The 20867-nt window shown below is 46.5% G+C and carries 19 protein-coding genes and 1 other RNA gene; 4 read left to right on the top strand and 16 right to left on the bottom strand.

The genetic code is table 11. The features are described from left to right. Window positions 1-2: 2 nt before the first annotated feature. The 14 genes from ftsA to rsmI all read right to left on the bottom strand — a co-directional run bounded on the left by ftsA (window position 3) and on the right by rsmI (window position 16073). Entirely contained in the window at window positions 3-1265 is a 1263-nt protein-coding gene (ftsA, locus tag FKN08_RS14105) for a cell division protein FtsA (RefSeq protein WP_012842150.1), read from the bottom strand. Beyond that, window positions 1258-2040 carry a cell division protein FtsQ/DivIB gene (locus FKN08_RS14100; protein ID WP_012842151.1) on the bottom strand — a complete coding sequence of 261 codons (783 nt, stop codon included), beginning with the start codon at window positions 2038-2040 and terminating at the stop codon, window positions 1258-1260. Before FKN08_RS14100 ends, ftsA begins: the two co-directional genes overlap by 8 nt. 192 nt (window positions 2041-2232) lie before the next feature. Beyond that, a complete protein-coding gene (murC, locus tag FKN08_RS14095; protein ID WP_170892357.1) occupies window positions 2233-3690 on the bottom strand; it encodes a UDP-N-acetylmuramate--L-alanine ligase in 1458 nt (485 codons plus the stop codon). Between the two features lie 22 nt (window positions 3691-3712). Then, window positions 3713-4780: an undecaprenyldiphospho-muramoylpentapeptide beta-N-acetylglucosaminyltransferase gene (gene murG / locus FKN08_RS14090; protein ID WP_104974500.1), complete on the bottom strand. Its 1068-nt coding sequence runs from the start codon at window positions 4778-4780 to the stop codon at window positions 3713-3715. After that, window positions 4767-5963: a cell division protein FtsW gene (ftsW, locus tag FKN08_RS14085; protein ID WP_005372933.1), complete on the bottom strand. Its 1197-nt coding sequence runs from the start codon at window positions 5961-5963 to the stop codon at window positions 4767-4769. Before ftsW ends, murG begins: the two co-directional genes overlap by 14 nt. A gap of 18 nt (window positions 5964-5981) precedes the next feature. Beyond that, window positions 5982-7295 (bottom strand): UDP-N-acetylmuramoyl-L-alanine--D-glutamate ligase, encoded by a 1314-nt coding sequence (murD, locus tag FKN08_RS14080; protein ID WP_047009075.1) that lies wholly within the window; start codon window positions 7293-7295, stop codon window positions 5982-5984. Between the two features lie 39 nt (window positions 7296-7334). After that, complete coding sequence (gene mraY / locus FKN08_RS14075; protein WP_005372931.1) at window positions 7335-8417, bottom strand: phospho-N-acetylmuramoyl-pentapeptide-transferase; 1083 nt, start codon at window positions 8415-8417, stop codon at window positions 7335-7337. Further along, window positions 8417-9781, bottom strand: coding sequence for a UDP-N-acetylmuramoyl-tripeptide--D-alanyl-D-alanine ligase (gene murF, locus FKN08_RS14070; protein WP_047009074.1), 1365 nt, complete (start codon window positions 9779-9781; stop codon window positions 8417-8419). Before murF ends, mraY begins: the two co-directional genes overlap by 1 nt. Further along, on the bottom strand, window positions 9778-11259 hold the full coding sequence (gene murE, locus FKN08_RS14065) for a UDP-N-acetylmuramoyl-L-alanyl-D-glutamate--2,6-diaminopimelate ligase (RefSeq protein ID WP_170892356.1): 1482 nt from the start codon (window positions 11257-11259) through the stop codon (window positions 9778-9780). Before murE ends, murF begins: the two co-directional genes overlap by 4 nt. A 62-nt stretch (window positions 11260-11321) precedes the next feature. Then, complete coding sequence (locus tag FKN08_RS14060) at window positions 11322-13115, bottom strand: penicillin-binding transpeptidase domain-containing protein (protein WP_006743237.1); 1794 nt, start codon at window positions 13113-13115, stop codon at window positions 11322-11324. After that, complete coding sequence (gene ftsL / locus FKN08_RS14055; protein ID WP_124008985.1) at window positions 13112-13429, bottom strand: cell division protein FtsL; 318 nt, start codon at window positions 13427-13429, stop codon at window positions 13112-13114. The genes FKN08_RS14060 and ftsL overlap by 4 nt, the downstream gene beginning before the upstream one ends. A gap of 5 nt (window positions 13430-13434) precedes the next feature. Beyond that, window positions 13435-14385: a 16S rRNA (cytosine(1402)-N(4))-methyltransferase RsmH gene (gene rsmH, locus FKN08_RS14050; RefSeq protein WP_005396452.1), complete on the bottom strand. Its 951-nt coding sequence runs from the start codon at window positions 14383-14385 to the stop codon at window positions 13435-13437. A gap of 229 nt (window positions 14386-14614) precedes the next feature. Beyond that, window positions 14615-15042, bottom strand: an RNA gene (gene rnpB / locus FKN08_RS14045) — RNase P RNA component class A. Window positions 15043-15209: 167 nt separating this feature from the next. Continuing rightward, the gene (gene rsmI, locus FKN08_RS14040; protein ID WP_005396454.1) at window positions 15210-16073 is read right to left on the bottom strand and encodes a 16S rRNA (cytidine(1402)-2'-O)-methyltransferase; all 864 of its coding nucleotides are present in this window, start codon (window positions 16071-16073) and stop codon (window positions 15210-15212) included. Between the two features lie 68 nt (window positions 16074-16141). Between rsmI and FKN08_RS14035 the strand changes: the two genes are divergently transcribed. Genes FKN08_RS14035 through FKN08_RS14020 form a run of 4 tightly spaced genes read left to right on the top strand, consistent with a single transcriptional unit; the run spans window position 16142 to window position 19589 of the window. After that, window positions 16142-17953 carry a penicillin-binding protein activator gene (locus FKN08_RS14035; protein WP_048626628.1) on the top strand — a complete coding sequence of 604 codons (1812 nt, stop codon included), beginning with the start codon at window positions 16142-16144 and terminating at the stop codon, window positions 17951-17953. After that, window positions 17940-18308 carry a YraN family protein gene (locus FKN08_RS14030; RefSeq protein ID WP_012842156.1) on the top strand — a complete coding sequence of 123 codons (369 nt, stop codon included), beginning with the start codon at window positions 17940-17942 and terminating at the stop codon, window positions 18306-18308. Before FKN08_RS14035 ends, FKN08_RS14030 begins: the two co-directional genes overlap by 14 nt. Window positions 18309-18311: 3 nt before the next feature. Then, complete coding sequence (locus FKN08_RS14025; protein ID WP_005372901.1) at window positions 18312-18902, top strand: phosphoheptose isomerase; 591 nt, start codon at window positions 18312-18314, stop codon at window positions 18900-18902. Between the two features lie 21 nt (window positions 18903-18923). Next, window positions 18924-19589 carry a BON domain-containing protein gene (locus FKN08_RS14020; protein ID WP_012842157.1) on the top strand — a complete coding sequence of 222 codons (666 nt, stop codon included), beginning with the start codon at window positions 18924-18926 and terminating at the stop codon, window positions 19587-19589. Between the two features lie 70 nt (window positions 19590-19659). On the opposite strand, the gene sspB is transcribed toward FKN08_RS14020, so the two are convergent. Continuing rightward, a complete protein-coding gene (gene sspB / locus FKN08_RS14015) occupies window positions 19660-20145 on the bottom strand; it encodes a ClpXP protease specificity-enhancing factor (RefSeq protein WP_031780550.1) in 486 nt (161 codons plus the stop codon). A gap of 17 nt (window positions 20146-20162) precedes the next feature. Then, window positions 20163-20798, bottom strand: coding sequence for a stringent starvation protein SspA (gene sspA / locus FKN08_RS14010; protein WP_005372897.1), 636 nt, complete (start codon window positions 20796-20798; stop codon window positions 20163-20165). Between the last annotated feature and the right edge of the window lie 69 nt (window positions 20799-20867).

The raw sequence follows: 20867 nt of genomic DNA, 5'->3' as shown, positions 1-20867 counted from the left end.
GGTTAAAACTCTTTTTGTATCCAGTTACGCAATTTATCGAAAAAGCCAGTAACAGATGAGCGTTTAGGTTCATTATAATCGCTATCGTCGCTAGACTGCATGTCTCTTGCGTAATGAAGTAATCCAACTGCCGTAGAATGGTACGGCTCTTTTACATAGTCAGTTAATCCGCTGACTTCGAGCGGTTTGCCGACCCTTACTTGATTGCGGAATACGCGTTCCGCACATTCTATCACTCCGTCCATTTGCGCAGCACCGCCGGTGAGTACAACTCCCGCAGCTAGATGGTGCTTTATACCCTCTTCGCGCAATTTCGCTTGTACAGAGTCAATAGTTTGGTTAACCAGTCCCATAAGCTCAGAGTAGCGTGGCTCAATCACTTCTGACAACGTTTGACGTTGCAGACTACGTGATGGTCGCCCACCTACGCTTGGTACATTAACCGTGTCATCCTTACTGACCAGTTCACTCAAAGCACAGCCATATTTGACTTTTATTTCTTCAGCATCGCTCACTGGCGTACCAAAAGCAAAAGCAATATCGCTGGTTACAGCATTTCCTGCGTACGAAAATACTTCTGTGTGACGTAACGCACCGCCAGTCCAGATGGCCACATCCATCGTGCCGGCGCCAATATCCACCACACAAACTCCAAGCTCTCTTTCATCCTCGGTGATTACTGCATTACTTGCAGCAAGCCCAGAAAATACGAGTTGCTCTACTTTAAGGCCGCATCGTTCTACCGCCTTAATAATATTGCGTGCCATGTCATTATGGCATGAGATAAGGTGGACACTTACTTCCATTCTTACCCCAGATAAACCAAGCGGATTTTTGATTCCCTCTTGGTAATCAATGGTGAACTCTTGCGGAATCACATGAAGGATTCGCTGTTCATCACCGATTTTAATCGATTTTGCGGTATGGATAGCGCGATCCATGTCTTCTTGAGACACTTCTTCATCTGAAATCGTGCCCATACCTTTTTCAATTCGGCTTGCGATATGCTTACCAGACAACGAAATGAAGACTCGGCTGATCTGGCACTCGGCCATCAATTCAGCTTGATCAATTGCACGTTGTACTGATTTTACAACCGACTCCAAGTCATTCACGCCACCTTTATCCATGCCACGTGAAGGGCTACTACCTGCGCCAATAATATTAATTTGACCGTCTGGTAGAACCTCACCCACTAGAGCCGATACGGTTGCAGTGCCTATATCAAGACCAACAATAATGTTGTCATCAGCGGCCTTAGTCATCTGTACTCTCTTCTAACTCTTGTTCAGGAAACCAACCAACTGCGGCTCCTGTATCGTACCTAAGATCGATATAACTGATTCTTTGCGTGTCACTGCCAAGCTTGTTATAGAGCTTAAAAAATCGCTCTATACGCTCAAGAAGAGACTCTTTACCGAGCTCTAATCGAATACCGTTATCAAGGATGATTTGCCAAGCTCGTCGCTCGTTTAATACCAGAGACGATATCGCTAAACCCAATTGCTGAAACTTAGGACTCAAATCACGGTAAGTCTGTAAGACTTCTGGCCCGCTGTCTTTGGGTCCGTACAGTTTCACTTTTTCTTCTTGTAACAGAGCCACATCGCCATCAAAAACAAACCCATTTTTATCTAACAGTTCGTTGCCATTCCAAATGGCTTCAGGTTGATGCTCTGTCAAAAAAACTTTTACTGTATCCGGCCACTGCTTTCGGATTGCGGCATGCGCCACCCATGGCAGAGCTTCGACACTTTGCTGTAATACATCAATATCCTGAGACATAAATGTACCGATGTGATCTATTCTACTAAATGCAGCCTGCACATCGTCAGCTTGGACATACTCCAGTTTTCCCTGAAGTACTATTTTGGAGAGAGGTAACCTTTGGTCATCCCACATCCAACTGATCGCCGAGTACAAAACAGAACTAATTAAGGTCACAACCACAACGAAAAATAACGCACCCAAGATTTTCTCTTGGCGACCACGGTTATTATCCGTGTTTGGTCGCTCGTCATTCAGTGCAATATTCAACAACGTCTTCGTTTCCTGACTTTTGTCGTGTACTTTTTACCCACATAATTACGCAGAGGTAAAAGTCTTGACTTTAACCTTGGGATTATACTGAGCTCTTGTAAACTATCAAACACTGATAGCAATAAATCACAATGATATTGACGCAAAATCGAGATCTGAGTCTTTATCTGTCCTTCGCGCCAACAATCTGTGTTAACCAAGCATCTTGTTTATATTTAATTCAAGACCTGCCAGTTGTTTCGCCACTTTACCAACATCACCCGCACCTTGCGTTAAGATTAGGTCGCCGTCTTGTATAACGTTAGCTAAAACTGAAGGTAATTGCTCGATTTCTGGAACAAAAATCGGATCTACCTTACCTCGGCTGCGAATTGTGCGACACAATGAACGCCCATCAGCTCCTGCAATTGGCTTTTCACCTGCGGCATAAACATCCAACATGATTAATACATCAACTTGCTCTAGCACATTCGCAAAGTCATCGTACAGATCACGAGTACGGCTATAACGGTGTGGTTGGAAAATCATAACGAGACGTTTATCTTGCCAACCGCTTCGCGCAGCATTAATGGTCACATCAACTTCTGTTGGGTGGTGTCCGTAATCATCCACTAACATGGCATGACCATTACCAGTATCAAACTCGCCAAGGTGATCAAAACGTCGTCCCGTGCCTTGCGTACCGGCCATTGCTTTTAGAATTGCATCGTCTTCAATGTCATCTTCAGTAGCCACTGCAATCGCAGCCGACGCATTAAGTGCATTGTGACGACCTGGAATGTTCAGAGTGATATCTAGGTTGGCACGCCCTTTACGTACTACCGTAAATTTGCCTTGCTGACCTTCTTGACGATAGTTTTCAATGCGTACGTCAGCATCTGCGGAGAAGCCGTAAGTAATCACTTGACGACTAATACGTGGGATTAACTCTCGAACCACAGGATCATCAATACAAACAATAGCTTGGCCGTAGAACGGTAGATTGTGTAGAAAATCAATGAAGGTTTGCTTTAACGTTTCAAAGTCACCACCATAAGTATCCATATGATCGGCTTCGATATTGGTGACAATACTTACCATTGGTTGCAGGTGCAGGAATGACGCGTCGCTCTCATCCGCCTCGGCAATTAGAATACGACTCGAGCCTAAACGAGCATTTGTACCAGCGCTTTTCACCAAGCCGCCGTTTACAAACGTTGGATCAAGGCCTGCTTCAGAATAGATTTGTGTCACGAGTGCCGTCGTCGTCGTTTTACCGTGCGTGCCCGCAACGGCAATACCATGACGGAAGCGCATCAACTCAGCGAGCATCTCAGCACGACGTACAATAGGGATACGTAACTCCCGCGCAGCTATCACTTCTGGGTTTTCTTCGTTGATAGCGGTTGAAACCACAACCACACTGGCTTTTTCAACATTGCTAGCTTGGTGCCCGATAAATACCGTCGCACCTTTTGATACTAAACGCTCTGTCACAGGGTTTTCTGATAGGTCAGAACCCGTGATTTGATAGCCTTCATTCAACAGCACTTCTGCAATGCCGCTCATGCCCGCACCACCAATACCGATGAAGTGGATGGATTTCACGCGGCGCATCTCTGGCACCATGGCGCAAATCTGAGCTAAGTCTTGTGTATGTTGGATTGTCATCAATTCTATTCTCAATAATTCGTTAACGCTTTTCGGTCAAAGCGACAATGGCTTGTGCGACAACTCGGTCGGCATTCAATTTAGCAGCGCCACGCGCTTGCTCAGCCATCGTAAGTAAAGCTTGGCGATCCAATTGTTGGATCTGCTGAGTCAAAGACTCAACGGTTAAATCTGGTTGTTCAATCATTTTCGCTGCGCCGCATTCTACTAGATGATCGGCATTCAGTGCTTGTTGGCGATCTTTATGCATAAAAGGAATAAAGATCGCACCAACGCCAGCAGCAGAAACTTCAGAAACGGTTAACGCCCCTGAACGACAAACTAAAAGGTCAGCCCATGCATAAGCCTCTGCTACGTCGTCAATGAACTCTGTGACTTCTGCATTTACCACACCATTAGCTTGGTATGCGGCGTTCACTTCTTCGGCGGAACCTTTGCCCGCTTGATGACGAATACAGTAATCACCGCCCAACTTTGCCATCACTTCTGGCAGAGTTTGGTTAAGAATGCGTGCACCTTGGCTACCGCCCATCACCAGAATACGAATTGGGCCTTGGCGATCTTGCATTCGCTCTGCAGGCGCTTCTAATCTTGTTAGGTCTTCACGAACTGGGTTACCGACTACCTCAGCATTAGGGAACGCGCCAGGAAAGGCCTGAAAGACTTTCTTAGCAATTTTTGATAGCCATTGGTTTGTCAAACCCGCAACCGCGTTTTGTTCGTGCAGAACAACAGGAATACCGCTCAACCAAGCCGCAATACCACCGGGACCACTCACATAACCACCCATACCTAACACGGCATCGGGCTTCCAATGCTTCATGTGCGCCCGAGCTTGCATGATGGCATTAATAATTTGAAATGGAGCTGCAAGCAGACGCTTTACGCCTTGACCTCGTAACCCTTTCACTTTGATAAAATCGATTTCAATGCCATGTTTTGGCACCAAATCCGCTTCCATTCGATCCGCCGTACCTAACCAACGGATCTCCCAGCCTTGCTCTTGAAGCTGTTTTGCTACCGCCAAACCTGGGAATACGTGACCGCCAGTACCACCAGCCATCACCATCAAACGTTTATTTTGTTTCATTAGCTTGTTGTTCTGATTGTTGTTGCTCGCGTTTCAAGCGGCATTCGTAATCGATACGCAGTAATATGGACACTGCGACGGACATAATTATTAGACTGGAACCACCATAACTGATGAGTGGGAGTGTTAAACCTTTAGTTGGAACAATACCGGCGGCAGCTCCAACATTAACCAAGGTTTGAAACGCAAACCAAATACCAATTCCGAAAGCCAGATAACCACCGAACATTTCGCCTTCTTCAAATGCACGCTTGCCGATGTAAACCGCTTTTAGCACCAAGCTAAAAATCAGCATTAAGACCAACACTACGCCCACGAAACCAAGCTCTTCAGCAAGTACGGCAAACACAAAGTCGGTATGTGCTTCCGGTAGATATTCCAGTTTTTGAATTGAATTACCGAGACCTTGACCGAACCATTCACCACGACCAAACGCCATCAAAGACTGAGTCAACTGATAGCCACTGCCAAATGGGTCTTCCCACGGGTCAAGGAAAGAGGTGACACGTCGCATACGGTATGGCTCGACGAGAATCAAACCAACGACAGCACCGATACCTGCCACCATCAAGGCGAGAAACTGGGTTAGTTTTGCACCCGCGATAAAAAGCATGCCAAACAGTGTTACTAGCATCACGACGACCGTACCCAAGTCTGGCTGACCAAGCAGTAATACTGCGAAGAAAGCAAACACCATGATTGGCTTCATAAAGCCACCAAAGAAGGTTTGTCGTACTTCGTCTTGCTTTCGAACTAAGTAACCAGACATGAAGATAAACAGTGATAGCTTCGCGACCTCTGCTGGCTGAAGGTTAAACAGTCCAAGAGGTATCCAACGAGACGCACCATTGACCGACTTACCCGCCAAGAGCACGATGATTAACAGTGCGAAAGAAGCCCAAAGTAAGTAGTGGCTTTTCTTAAACCACTCTTGCAAAGGCACTTGCAAAATAACAGCGGATGTCCCTAGCGCCAGCACAAGAAACGTCGCGTGACGAAACATAAAGTGAAACGGCTGTTCGGTTAATCGTGAGCTGATTGGAAATGATGCAGAGGTTACCATCACCAACCCCGTCAACATCAAACCCAGTGCAATCCACACTAGCTGACGATCAAACATCGCCTCTGGGGCTGGATGCTTGAGCCAATTGCCAATACTGCGTTTAACGTTACCTAAACCCACGAAGTGTGTAACCTTTAATTATGCATATTTCTGAGCAAGAGCAGCGAAGGCATCGCCCCTTGCCATAAAGTTGTCGAATTGATCAAAGCTAGCACATGCTGGAGACAGCATCACCATATCGCCTGGTTTTAACTGCGAAGATACTTGTTGAATCACATCTTCCATGGTGTCGAAACGTATTGCAGATTCATGCAGTGGCATAAAGTCATCGCCATCAGCGCCAAAGCAGCACAGTTGCAAGTTAAGCGTCGCGAAGATCGGTTTTAATGGCGAGAAGTCAGCACCTTTGCCAACACCACCAACGAGCAAGTAGAGCTTACCTGTCGACTCCAAACCAGATAGCGCAGCCATAGTGCTGGCTATATTAGTTGCTTTAGAGTCATTCACCCATTTTACGCCTTGATTATCCGCAACCACCTGGCATCGGTGTGTCAGTCCCGTGTAATTTTTAAGTGCATTCAATGCGTTGTGATAATCAACGCCCGCAGCCTTTAAGAGCGCTAAAACGACCAATGCATTGGATAAGTTGTGTTTACCAACCAACTTAAGCTCATCACTTGCGACGACTCGTTGACCGTGATCGAGCAGCCAAGTACGGTTGCCATCCACCTCGAGACCAAAGTCCTGATTGTCGCTGCCAAATGTCACCAATGGCACCTCTGCATCTGGGAAGGTTTCTTTATCATCACGGTTCACTACCGCGAGATCAGCATGATCAAAAATACGCAACTTGGCTTGTCGATAGTCAGACATGCCTTGATAACGGTCCATATGATCTTCAGAAAGATTCAGAAACGCAGCGGCTTTGAGCTTTAAGCTTGACGTTGTTTCCAACTGGAAGCTTGAGAGTTCAAGCACATATAGGTCTGCGTCATGTTCTAGTAAATCCAAGGCAGGAATGCCGATATTGCCACCAACGCCAACATCCAAACCCGCGGCCTTGGCCATCACGCCTGTGAGATCGGTGACAGTGCTCTTACCGTTTGAGCCCGTAATCGCAATCACTGGTTTCTGCACCGCCCAGGCGAATAACTCAATATCACCAACTACTGTCGTGCCTTTTGCTAATACGGCTTGGATCTCTGGTGTCGCTAGCGCAATACCAGGGTTGGTCACGATAAGATCCGCGTCAGAAAGCCAGTCTGTATTCCAACCACCACTATGCAGTTGAACATCTTCCGGCAAGCGCTCTGCACCCGGAGGGTTTACGCGAGTATCAATGACTTTGACCACAAGCTGTGGCTGATTTTTTCTTAGGTGTTTAACGACAGAGAGCCCGGTAATACCGAGCCCTACGACGACAACACTATGTATGTTTTGCCAACGTTCCATATTTGATCACACTGTAAATCTTGTTCTTGGAAAGTGCGATTAACGCACTTTCAATGTCGCAAGACCAATCAGAACAAGAACCATAGAAATAATCCAGAAGCGCACGATTACGCGCGGTTCTGGCCAACCTTTCAATTCGTAGTGGTGGTGAATCGGTGCCATACGGAATATCCGCTGACCACGCAGTTTGTATGAACCCACCTGTAGAATTACCGACAGCGTTTCCATCACAAATACACCGCCCATGATCACCAACACCAACTCTTGGCGAACGAGAACAGCAATGGTGCCTAATGCACCGCCAAGCGCTAGTGAGCCAACATCACCCATGAACACTTGTGCTGGATACGTGTTAAACCACAAGAAACCAAGGCCTGCACCGACGATTGCTGTACATACGACAACCAACTCAGAAGCATGTGGTAGGTATGGAATATGAAGGTATTCAGAGAAGTTAACGTTACCCGTCGCCCATGCAATAACCGCGAAGCCTGCAGCAACAAGAACCGTTGGCATGATTGCCAAACCGTCTAGACCATCGGTCAGGTTAACCGCGTTACTCGTACCGACAATCACAAAGTAAGTCAGGATAATGTACATCAAACCAAGTTGCGGCATAATGTCTTTAAAGAATGGCACCACGAGCTGAGTGGCTGCAGTGTCTTTACCGTAAGCGTACAATGCAAAAGCCACGACAAACGCGATCAACGATTGCCAGAAGTACTTCCAACGCGCGATCAAACCATCGGTATTTTTGCGCACCACTTTACGATAATCATCAACAAATCCGACTGCACCGTAGCCAAGCAAGACCGTCAATACCGCCCATACATATGGGTTGGATAAGTCAGTCCAAAGCAAGATTGTGATTGAGATGGCCGCTAAGATCATGATACCGCCCATCGTTGGAGTACCACGCTTACTAAAGTGAGATTCAGGACCTTCGTTACGTACTACCTGACCAATTTGCAGCATTTGCAAACGCTTGATCATGATTGGTCCCATCCATAATGACAGACCCAGAGCGGTTAATACGCTTAGAATTGCTCGAAAAGACAAGTATTCAAACAATCGGAAAAAAGACAGGTATGGCTGTAGCAGCTCGGCAAGCCAAATAATCATTAATAATACTCCTTCAAAGCAGCAGCGACTTCAAACATACGTGCACCGTTCGCTCCTTTCACCAAAATCGTATGGTTTTCAGGAACGGCTTGGTCTAGATGCTGCTTGATGTATTCAATCATCTCTTGGTGCGTCTCAAAATGAATGCCTTGGCAAAGCTCACTGATCACCTTGGCGTCTGCACCATATGTGAGAACATGTTCAAATTTTTGTGGGGCAGCATGTTCCCCGACTTGACGATGAAGTGCAAGACTTTCCTCGCCCAATTCCGCCATATTACCTAAAATCAGCCAGCGCTGACCTGGGAAAGCAGCTAATAAGTCAACCGCCGCTTTCATGGCTGGCACGCTTGCGTTGTAGCTGTCATCAATCAATTTGATTTTTTCGCTCAGCGCTTCAACCTCGACGCGACCTTTCACTTTGTTTAAATGTTTAAGGCCAGCGCGAACCTCTTCTAATGTGGCACCCATTTGTAACGCAATAATAGAAGCAGCGATTGCATTCGCCACGTTGTGTTGACCTATAATACCCAGAGACAGTTCAATTTCTTGTGAGCTTGCTGCGATATGTAGGTTAAAGCTGGCCTCTCCCGCGGCATTCATCACGATATTTGATGCATAGTAATCAGCCGCAGAATTACTTTGTGAGAAGGTGATAACTTCCTTATCCGCCAGCACGCTTTCCCACTTTGTTTCGCCATTGCTGTCTAAATTGACAATCGCAATACTACCTGCAGCAAGACCTTGGTAAATTTCACCTTTGGCTTGTTTCACGCCATCAATAGAACCAAAGCCTTCAAGGTGCGCGGCGGCTACATTATTCACTAACGCGATATCAGGTTTTACTAACTGCGTTGTGTAAGCAATTTCACCGATATGATTAGCACCAAGCTCAATCACGGCATAATCGTCATCCTGCTGTGAGCGCAATAACGTCAACGGAACACCAATATCATTATTGAAGTTACCTGCAGTAAACAGCACTTTGCCTTTCAATTGCAGAATGCTCGCGACCATTTCTTTGACGGTCGTTTTACCACAACTGCCTGTGATGGCAACGGTAGGTGTTTGGCAAGTTTGATGCACCCAAGAGGCTAACTCACCCAGTGCCATTTTGGTGTCCGACACCACGACTTGTGGCACATTCACATCTAGACGTTTTTGTACGAGTAAAGCACCAGCGCCTGCATCCACCGCTTGCTGGCAAAAGTTGTGCGCATCAAAGCGCTCACCCACCAGCGCAACAAATAAAGCACCGTTGTCAATCGCTCGTGTATCAGTAGAAACCGCGTCGATAAGTAGATCATCGCCGAATAGCTCACCGCGGGTGATGTTGGCAATTTGAGATAACGTTACTTTGATCATAAGGACAATCCTAAAAGTTGCATAGCGGATTCGCGGTCGGAGTAATGAATCGTTTCGCCATTCCGAATCTGATAATCTTCATGGCCCTTCCCAGCTAACAAGATAATGTCGTTTGGCGAAGCATTCTCAATGGCATAAGACAGTGCTTTGAAGCGGTCATGCTGCACAATCGCTTCGGCAGGTTTTGACAGCCCAGCTAACATGTCTTTTACAATCTTAGCCGGCTCTTCGCTGCGTGGGTTATCGTCAGTCAACACCACTCTGTCGCCTAGACGCTCTGCAATTTCCGCCATCATTGGGCGCTTACCTGCATCGCGATCGCCACCGCAGCCAAAAATAGCCCATAGCTGGCCTTCACAATGAACTCGTAAAGCTTGCAGCGCTTTTTCTAGTGCATCAGGAGTATGGGCATAATCGACCACGACTTTGGCACGGTCCTCTGTCTGGAATAACTCCATTCGGCCGAGTACAGGTTGCAACTGACCTGCGGTTTCGAGTAACGCTTGTTTATCCTTACCCAAGCTTAATAAGGTCGCAAAAGCGAGCATTATGTTGGTTGCGTTAAACTCACCAATCAGTGGCGCGTGCAATTGACCTGAGCCAAATTTACCATCAAATTGGATAGTAATCCCCGACTCCGCGTAACGGACATCTGTCGCCCAAATTGCGCTTTCAAATTCAGTGTTCGGTTTGAGTGACACCGCAATCGCATTGCTTAACTGCGACGCCCATGCATGACCGACTTCATCATCGATATTGATAATGGCACGTTCACATTGATGTTGTGTAAACAACCCCAGCTTTGCATTGGCGTACTCTTCCATCGTGCCATGATAATCTAGGTGATCACGACTTAGATTAGTAAACACACCCGCCGCAAACGACAACGCCTTGACACGGCCTTGCGTTAAGCCATGAGAAGAGACTTCTAGTGCGGTGTATGCGGCTTGTTGATTTTCGAGAGAAGAGAGCGTTTTCTGAATTTCTACAGCATTCCCTGTTGTATTCGCGGCTTGCTGTAAATTGTCGAGAAAACCATTTCCCGTCGTGCCCATCACTGCCGCTTTGTGGCCAAGTAGCTCTAGCCATTGTGCAATTAGCTGAGTAATGGTGGTTTTTCCGTTGGTGCCGGTGACACCAATCAAATCCATATCTGGGTAAGCATAGAGCTTTCCAGCAATTGCAGATAAACGTTGATCCAACGTATCGAGGTAAATAACGGGAACGTCATCGATGATTTCCACCGTGCCGTGTGCTTTTACATCACAGGCTTGCGCTAGAACCGCATTGGCGCCTTGCTCAATGGCAGAAGCAATGAAGTTACGCCCATCCACAACATGGCCAATCACCGCGACAAACGTGGTTCCAGGTTGAACTCTTCGGCTGTCGAGCTCCAATTCAGAAACAAGAACGGACGATAAGCTAGGGCAATCCACCCAAGGGGAAAGCAGCACGTCCATACTGATGGCTTTAGTCATATTTGTTCTCCGAGCTTTAGCTCAGGTTTTCTTAATTTTGTTTGCTCAGTAAGCCACTCGGCTTACTGCTGGAATTTGTTTTCGTCTGGTGCAACATTGAGTATTTGTAGCGCGCCTTTCATGATTTCAGAGAAGACAGGAGACGCTACCGAACCACCATAATAGTCATCACCTTGAGGCTCATTTACGATCACAACCAATGCAATTCGCGGATCGCTAACCGGAGCAAGCCCTGCCGTATAAGTGATGTACTCATCGCTGTATCCACCTGCAGACGCTTTACGTGAGGTACCCGTTTTGGCTCCCACTCGATAACCAGGAACTGCCGCTCTACGAGCCGAGCCTCCTTTTTGGGTTACGGTTTCCAGCATGTCCAAGACCTGGCGTGCGTACTTTGCACTCACTACTTGGCGCGACATGTCATGATCATTGCTTTCGATAATATGGATTGGCTCGTATTTGCCGAGATTTCCAAGCGTCGCATAGGCATGCGCTAACTGGATTGGCGTTATCGATAGACCATAACCAAACGCAATCGTGGCACGTTCAATAGGAGACCATCGTGTTCGTGTCGGGAAGATACCAGTCACTTCCCCAACGAGGTTCAGACCAGAAAGCTCACCAAAGCCCACAGAGCTGTACAGACCGAGCAGCGCCTCTACTGGCATTTGCATTGCCAGCTTCGTCACACCGATGTTACTCGATTTTTTGAGGATCGTGGTCAAGCTCGCTTTACCCACGCGGGATACATCTCTTACTCGGCTACCACCTAAACGAAGTACACCATTACCGGTATCTACGATGGTATCTTTATCGGCTACCCCATTTTCTAAGGCGGCTAAAATAACGAAAGGCTTAATGGTAGAGCCTGGCTCCATCGAGTCCGTGATCACTCGGTTACGCATTTTATAGCTTTGCCAGTCGCTACGATTGTTAGGGTTGTAGGAAGGCGCATTCACCATGGCCAATACGGCGCCGGTTTTCACGTCCAACATAACAACGGAGCCTGACGTGGCGCGATGGTCCGCTACGGCTTGTTTAATCGCACGATAAGCAATCGCCTGTAGGCGCTGGTCGATTGTCAACTGGAGTGACTTACCTTCTTGCTTGTCTTGCCACGCAATGTTTTCTACGACGCGACCATAACGGTCTTTACGAATGGTTTTCTTACCTGCGGCGCCAGTAAGCCACTCATCGTAGCTACGCTCAACACCCTCTAGACCATGCCCATCAATCCCCGTCACCCCAACTAAGTGAGCACTAACCTCACCGGCAGGATAGTAACGACGAGATTCTGATTTAAGACCCACACCAGGCAGCTTTAGCTCACGAATATAGTTCGCCATGGCCGGACTCACTTGGCGCTGTAAGTAAATAAAGCGGCGCTTTTCATTGTGCTTGATCTTGTCTATCAACCCTTGTCGGTCAACACCAAGAACATCCGCTAGTGCATACCAACTCTTGGTCTGGCTTAAGGCATTTTCTTTAAATATCGTCGCGGGATCCGCCCAAACGGCCTCAACAGGCACACTGACAGCGAGCGGCTCACCATTTCGGTCCGAAATAATACCGCGTGCAGAAGGAATGGATTTCACACGAACCGAGCGTAGGTCACCTTGTTTAATCAGGTTATCCGGTTCAATGATTTGAATATAGGCTACGCGCGCCACCAAAAGTGCAAATGCACAAAAGACAAAAAAAAGTAATAGATGGAAGCGCCAACGAATCAGAAAGGATTCTTCAACCGCCACTTTCACTGCTTTCTTCTCGGTTTTCGTATCCCCCGAAGCGTTTTTTTCTTTCGCGACAGGTTTACGCTTGTTGCTTGGTTTCGTGTTGGTTTTCTTTCTAATCATTTGAGCGTGACAACCACTTCTTTATCGCCATCAGGTCGTTTCATTTCAAGTTCTTTTTTGGCAAGGTCTTGAACACGACTGTGTTCCGCGAGGGCCGTTTCTTCCAACATCAGGTTGCGCCATTCGCTATCTAAACGCTCTCGTTCAACCAAAGTGTGATCTTTTTCGGTGATCGCTTGACGCGCATGGTGGGTAGCAAATACCACTCCCATTGCCGATGCCACGATCAATAGCAACAACAGTAATGGCCAGCGACCAACGCTGATAAGATCCGTTGCAATCAACTTAGCAAGGTTAGGAGTGGGTTTCGTCATAATAATTAAAGCTTTTCTGCAATTCTTAGCACAGAGCTGCGCGAACGAGGGTTCATTTCAATTTCTTGTTTGCTTGGCTTAATCGCTTTGCTCACCGCTTTCATATTCGCACTACCAAGAGCACGAATTTGCTCTTCAGTCATTGGAATGCCATGTGGCACTTCAGGTCCTTTGCTCTCTTTACGGATAAAACGTTTGACCATACGGTCTTCCAGAGAGTGGAAACTGATGACAGATAAACGACCTTCAGGAGCCAGAATACTTGCCGCGCCTTTTAGTGCCGTATCAATTTCTTCTAACTCACTGTTGATGTAAATACGAAATGCCTGGAACGCACGAGTCGCAGGGTGTTTTTTCTCTTTAAAGCTTTTGGGTGCAGCATCTGAGATCAGCTTCGCGAGCTGGCCAGTACGTACCAGTGGTTCATTTTCTTCGTCTTCACGGTAGGCAACAATCGCTTTGGCAATACGGCGCGCGTGTTTGTCTTCACCAAACTCACGAATCACCCAAGTAATATCATCTAAGTCAGCTTCCATTAGCCATTGAGATACGGGAATACCTGATGTTGGGTCCATACGCATATCTAGCGGGCCGTCTTTCATAAAGCTAAAGCCACGCTCTGCGTCGTCTAACTGCGGAGAAGAAACACCTAAATCCAGTAGAACGCCATCAACTTTGCCAACCAAGTCATACTCTTTAGCATACTCAGCAATGCCAGAAAATGGACCATGAATGATGGTGAAGCGAGGATCATTGATTTTGCCTGCTTCAGCTATCGCTTGAGGGTCACGATCGATACTGTACAGTCGGCCGTTTTCGCCGAGTTTAGATAGAATAGTCCGGCTGTGACCGCCACGGCCAAATGTTCCATCGATATAGATACCGTCTGGTTTGATAGCTAAGCCATCAATGGATTCATTTAATAACACGGAAATATGTTGGAAGGTTTCGGTCATAGCTTTCTCGTTGAATGATCTTGAAGCGATTTTAAGATATGTTGCTCTCTCATGCTGAATATTTATAGCAAAAGATCAACCTACCATAGTGTACTGATTTCCCACATCATCGCCACCTCAAGTCTAAAGTCAGACGTGATTTAACGCCAAGTTTATTGGTAATGACAGGGTTTGCGTCAATAAAATGCAAAAAACCCATCACTACAAAAAGTAGTGATGGGTCTCGAATAGTTGGAGTCGACACATAAGCCGGGTTCTGTTCCGCTTGCGCGGCGGTAGCCATTCGTCTAGGCCAGCAATCGCTCACTGGCTCAAGCAACCTACCCGCCTCCTTACGCGAGCAACGCAATGTGGAGGCCTATTTGGTCTTGCTCCGGGTGGAGTTTACCCTGCAACGAACTATTGCTAGTCGTCCGGTGCGCTCTTACCGCACCCTTTCACCCTTACCTGTGCCCTAGGGCCATCGGCGGTCTTCTCTCTGCTGCACTTGTCGTAGGCTTGCGCCTCCCAGGCGTTACCTGGCACCCTGCTCTATGGAGCCCGGACTTTCCTCCCCTTTACCAGTCTCCCGAAGGACGTCAACGTCAGTCTCCCAAAGGACTTCAACGTCAGTCTCCCGAAGGACATCAGTAAAGCAGCGACTACCCAGTCAACTCCGAGGGCGGATTGTATAGAGTTATCTACTCAGAGTCTAGTGAGATCACAGATATGATGAAATGAATGCATTGAGTGGTGTTTTTTTAACCTAACCATCAAACATTGAGCCTAAAAAAGGCCGATATTTTCACATCGACCCGCTTTACCATGTGTCTCGTTAGCAGTGCTTAGTCTAAGTTTTCTAAGCCCCACTTATACAACGCATTCTTCTTCAAGTTATGAATTTCTGCCACCAAAGCCGCTGCTTTTTTCAAAGGCAGCTCTTTGGTCAAAATCCCTAACGTGCGTAAAGCATCATCTGGCAATGAGTCGTCCGCGGTTTCGCGGTGACCATGTACCAATAATACCATTTCACCACGCTGTTGGTTATCGTCACTTTTCACCCACTCAATTAACTCACCTAATGGCATACCTTGAATGGTTTCAAAGGTTTTCGTTAGTTCTCTCGCCAACACGACTTCTCTATCTGGGCCAAGAACGTCTAACATGTCTTGTAGAGAGTCCAAAATACGGTGCGGTGACTCGTAAAAAATACACGTACGCTCTACCGAAGCAATCTCTAGGAATTTATCCTTACGGCCTTTGCTTTTCGGTGGTAAAAAGCCTTCGAAGCTAAAGCGATCGGATGGCAAGCCTGATGCACTTAACGCCGTAATGACCGCGCAAGCACCAGGAAGCGGCACAACTCTAACGCCCGCTTGACGACATTTTGTCACCAAATGGTATCCTGGGTCGCTGATAAGTGGCGTACCAGCGTCAGAAACTAACGCGATAGACTGACCGGAAAGCAGCTTTTCTACCAAAACCTGTGCTTTTTGCTGTTCATTGTGATCATGCAGAGCAAAAGTTTTGGTTTGAATATTGAAGTGAGACAGTAATTTACCCGTATGTCGAGTATCCTCAGCAGCAATGATGTCCACCGTCGACAGAATTTCGATAGCACGTTGGGTGATATCCGCTAAATTTCCGATTGGAGTCGGTACGATATAGAGAGTTGGCCCCTCATTCGGCAACTTATTTTTATCTGTCATTTGTTTACCATCACTTCAACGATTAATATAGAGACAATTTTGTACAAAATTATAGAGAACTCACGGCAATGATTAACCATAAGAGACTCAGTGTACCACGCATACTTACTCCTGTTGCACTAGCAATTACGCTCGCCGCCTGTTCTTCAGGTCCAAGACAGCCTGATGGCGTTGATGTAACACTTGAGCCTACTCAGTCTGTTCAGAACTATATGATCCAAGCTGATAGCACGGAAGGCAGTTTACAAAATGACTGGTTGATCATGGCAACCAAAGCCGCTATTCAAGCGAACCAGTTTGATCAAGCAGAACTGTTGATCAAACGTCTGGCTCGACAACAGTTGACCGAAGTTCAGCAAGCGGAGTGGCAACTGGCGCGTGCGACCATACAGCAAAAGCAAGGTAATTACTCGCAGTTGCTGCAATTGTTAAACTTTAAACCTTGGTGGAAATTGCCAAACGAGCAATGGAAAGACTATTACTTGATGCGTGCCGACGCTTATCAAGGCCTTAACCAAGCGTTTGAAGCAAACCGCCAGCTGGTTGCATTTGGTCAATACGCCTCGTCAGCAGAGCAGAGGGAAATCTCTAGCCGTATTTGGATGAACTTTGGCAGCTACTCAGAATATGAACTCACCTCATTAGAAACAGAGCCGAATGAGGATGTTCTAGACGGCTGGCTTCAGCTGGCTGTTTATGCAAAAACGCTATCGGGCAACCTGTCCCAACTTAAAAATACGCTAGAGCGCTGGTTAAGCGAAAACCCTTCGCACCCTGCTGCTATCTATACACCAGAAGAGATTCAAAACATTCTCTCTCTTGATATCGTGAAGCCAAACAATACTGCTTTATTGCTGCCGCTGACGGGTAAGTTCTCACCACAAGCGCAATTAATTCGTGATGGTTTTGTGTTTGCGATGATGAATGATCGTAATCGAGATCCTAGTGCAACACTTACGGTGATTGACACCAATGCGTATAACGCTGACCAAATTAAACAACGCTTGATCAATGAAAACATCGATTTTGTTGTTGGCCCTCTAGAAAAAGAGAACGTGGAGTTGTTGCACACAACCATGGATGGCTCAGCAAATGGCCCTACCATTCCAGCCCTTGCGCTAAATATCCCCGAGGATGTGCAACCAGATAGCAATATTTGCTACTTGGCATTATCACCGGAACAAGAAGCCGCACAAGCTGCAAAACACTTGTTCAGCGAAGGCTACAACTTCCCTCTTATTCTTGCACCAAAAGGCAGCTTTGGAGAGCGTGTAACTGAGGCTTTCAACAAAGAATGGCGAAAGTACAGCTCTAACAAAGTCGCAGCAAGTTACTTTGGTGACAAGCGCCAACTTCAAAAAGACATCAATGAAGTATTTGGCCTGCAAGAGAGCAAGCAGCGTATCGCCCAGATGCAATCATTAATGCGAATTAAGCTTGAAACACAGCCACGTAGCCGTCGTGATGTTGATGCGGTTTATATCGTAGCTAGAAGCACTGAGCTGACTTTGATCAAGCCGTTTATCGAAGTAGCGATTAACCCTGATGCGAAAGCACCACAAATCTTCTCTAGTTCGCGTAGCAACAGTGGCGGCGCGACATACGAAGATCTAACAGGCATCATCTACAGCGACATTCCATTGCTGATTGACCCAGATCCTAGCGTGACCGCTGAAATGAACGAGCTTTGGTCAGAGCAATCTAACATGGAAAAACGTTTGAAAGCACTCGGTATGGATGCATATAAATTGATCGGTGAACTTCCACAAATGAAGGTCGTTCCTGGTTACTCAGTCGGTGGCCAAACCGGTATTTTAAGTATCGACAACAACTGTGTTGTACAGCGTGAATTGAGCTGGGCTGAGCGTGGGGCTCTTTAGTAAGCGCCAAATCGGAAATCAATATGAAGCTCTGGCGAAGCACTATTTGCAACGCCAGGGCTTGCGCTTTATTGAACAAAATTTCCTGACCAAGGTCGGTGAGATTGATTTAATCTTCCAACAAGGTGAAACTATCGTGTTTGTTGAAGTCAAATATCGTAAGAATGATCACTTTGGCTCAGCAGCAGAAATGGTAACGCACGCAAAAATGCGCAAGCTAATCAAAACTGCACAAGTTTGGCTTAGTCAACAAAAGCGCTTAAAACACAATATCGATTATCGGTTTGATGTCATCGCTATTCATGACAATGGGCGAGATATCAACTGGATAGAAAACGCAATCTCTGAAGGATAAGCGATGCTAGACAGCATTAAAGACAGCTTTACAGAAAGTATTCAAATTCAAATCGCAGCAGCAGAGGCGCTGCCCGATGCCATTACTCACGCGGCCCAAGCGATGGTCTCAAGCTTGCTCAATGGCAACAAAATTTTATGTTGTGGTAATGGCGGCAGTGCTTCAAACGCTCAACAATTTGTTTCTTGTCTTTTAAACCGTTTTGAAACTGAGCGCCCTAGCCTACCTGCAATGGCCTTAACAGCCGATAATACAACCCTGACCGCTGTTGCAAACGACTACCACTACCAGGAAATTTTCTCAAAACAGGTACGAGCGTTTGGCCAGCCAGGCGACATTCTGCTTGCCATGTCGACTAGCGGTAACAGCAAAAATATTATCAAAGCGATGGAAGCGGCCGTAACTCGAGACATGACGATTATCGCGCTAACAGGCAAAGATGGCGGTGAGATGGCAGGACTGCTTGGTGAGAACGACGTCGAAATTCGCATTCCATCACACCGCACTGCACGTATTCACGAAGTACATATGGTGACACTCCATTGTCTTTGTGATCTTATTGACCAGGTGCTTTTCCCTGCTCATGAAGAGTAACCAAGACTGAGGGTCAGAATTATGATACGTAGCTTCGTTATCTTATTAACAGCATTGAGTTTAAGTGGTTGCGCTGGCTTGTTTATCGCTGGCGCTGCAACCACAGCAAATATTGTCACGGACACACGCAGTACAAAACAAATTTGGCAAGACAACAACATCGAATTCGAAGTTGCGGCGATCGGTAACAAGGCGCCGTTTAAAGGTGAAGTTCGTGTGGTTGCCAGCTCCTACAACGGTACGGTTGTTCTTATGGGTCAGGCTCCAACGCAAGACCTTATCCATGCTTTGGAGCGAAGAGCTCGAGAAGTTAGTGGGGTGAAAGTCATACACAATCAAATCAAACAAAAAGAGCCACTCACTGTCACTCAAATTAGCAACGACAGTTGGATCACAACCAAAGTAAAATCAGCCTTGCTGACCGACTCTGAACTCAATGGCGTTAAGGTTAAAGTGATCACCGAAGACGGCGACGTTTTTCTGTTTGGTTATGTCACACCAGAGCAAGGCGAGCGAGCGACAGAAATCGCGCGTAATATCTCTGGCGTAAAACAAGTCATTAAAGGGTTCCAATATGGCGAAATGGAACCTGTTGAAGTGGACTTACCGAGTGACGGTGTACAAACAATAGAAAGTGAGACAAACGCGGAAAATGAAGCCAACGTCGAAGCATTTACGATTGAGTAATTGCGAAACATCACTTGAAAACACGTCAAGACACTAAAAAGAAAAAAAGCAGCGTTACGCTGCTTTTTTATTATTTAATCACTCTTAAGCTTGGTTTGCCTTTTGGTCGAGGAGCATCGTCCTCTTCGGCATCCGAATCAGAGGCTAACTCAGAAGGCTCATCGCTAACCGTTGTAAACGATGGGGATGATTCTTCCTCAGTCATCGCTTCTTCTTCGATGTGAGTGTACGCTTCTTCTGGTTCAAACATAGTACCAGCACCATTCTCACGCGCATAAATAGCTTGGACAGCATACACAGGCACAATTACTGAGTGTGGACGACCGCTAAAGCGAGCATGGAAGGTAATCGCATCATTACCTAACTCAAGATTACCCACCGCACGTGGCGCAATATTCAAAATAATTTGACCATCTTGAATAAACTCAACCGGTACACGTACGCCCGGCATCGTTGCATCCACCACCAAGTGAGGAGTCAAGTCATTGTCTACTAGCCAATCGTAAAATGCACGAAGCATATACGGACGGCGAGCAGTCATTTTTGCAATATCCATAACGTGTTCTAAATCGCTTAGCGAACTAGGCGCATTTCACGTTCAGCTTCAGTTAAAGAAGCAAGGAACGAATCACGTTCAAATACGCGGTTCATGTACACCTTGATTTCTTTTGAACCAGGGCCAACCAGATCGATACCAAGTTGAGGCAAACGCCACAATAATGGAGCTAGGTAACAGTCGATCAAGCTGAATTCTTCGCTCATGAAGTACTCATATTCAGCAAAAATTGGCGCTAACGTCAGAAGATCATTACGCAGCTTTGTGCGTGCTTTTTCTGATTCTTCTGCATTACCTTTCATCACTTTTTCAGCGAGTGAATACCAGTTGCGTTCGATACGGTACATCATCAAGCGGCTGTTGCCACGAGCAACAGGGTAAACCGGCATTAGAGGTGGATGAGGGAAACGCTCGTCCAAGTACTCCATGATGATTTTTGAATCGTAAAGAGCTAGCTCACGGTCAACAAGAGTTGGCACTGATTTATATGGGTTTAGCTCAACAAGCTCAGCAGGAAGGTTTGCTTCGTCAACAAGCTCAACTTCAACACTTACGCCTTTTTCAGCTAGTACAATGCGAACCTGATGGCTATACAAATCTGATGCACTTGAGAAAAGAGTCATCACAGAACGTTTATTGGCAGCTACAGCCATGGAGCCCTCCAGTACACTTACAAATAAAAACAATGGAGGCTAAGCCTCCATTGTACATCAATTAAAATT

The sequence above is a fragment of the Vibrio sp. 1-2 (7-a) genome, assembly GCF_013048515.1.
In the GTDB taxonomy this organism is placed as follows: Bacteria; Pseudomonadota; Gammaproteobacteria; order Enterobacterales; family Vibrionaceae; genus Vibrio; species Vibrio diabolicus.
This window is presented reverse-complemented; position numbering and strand designations above follow the sequence as displayed.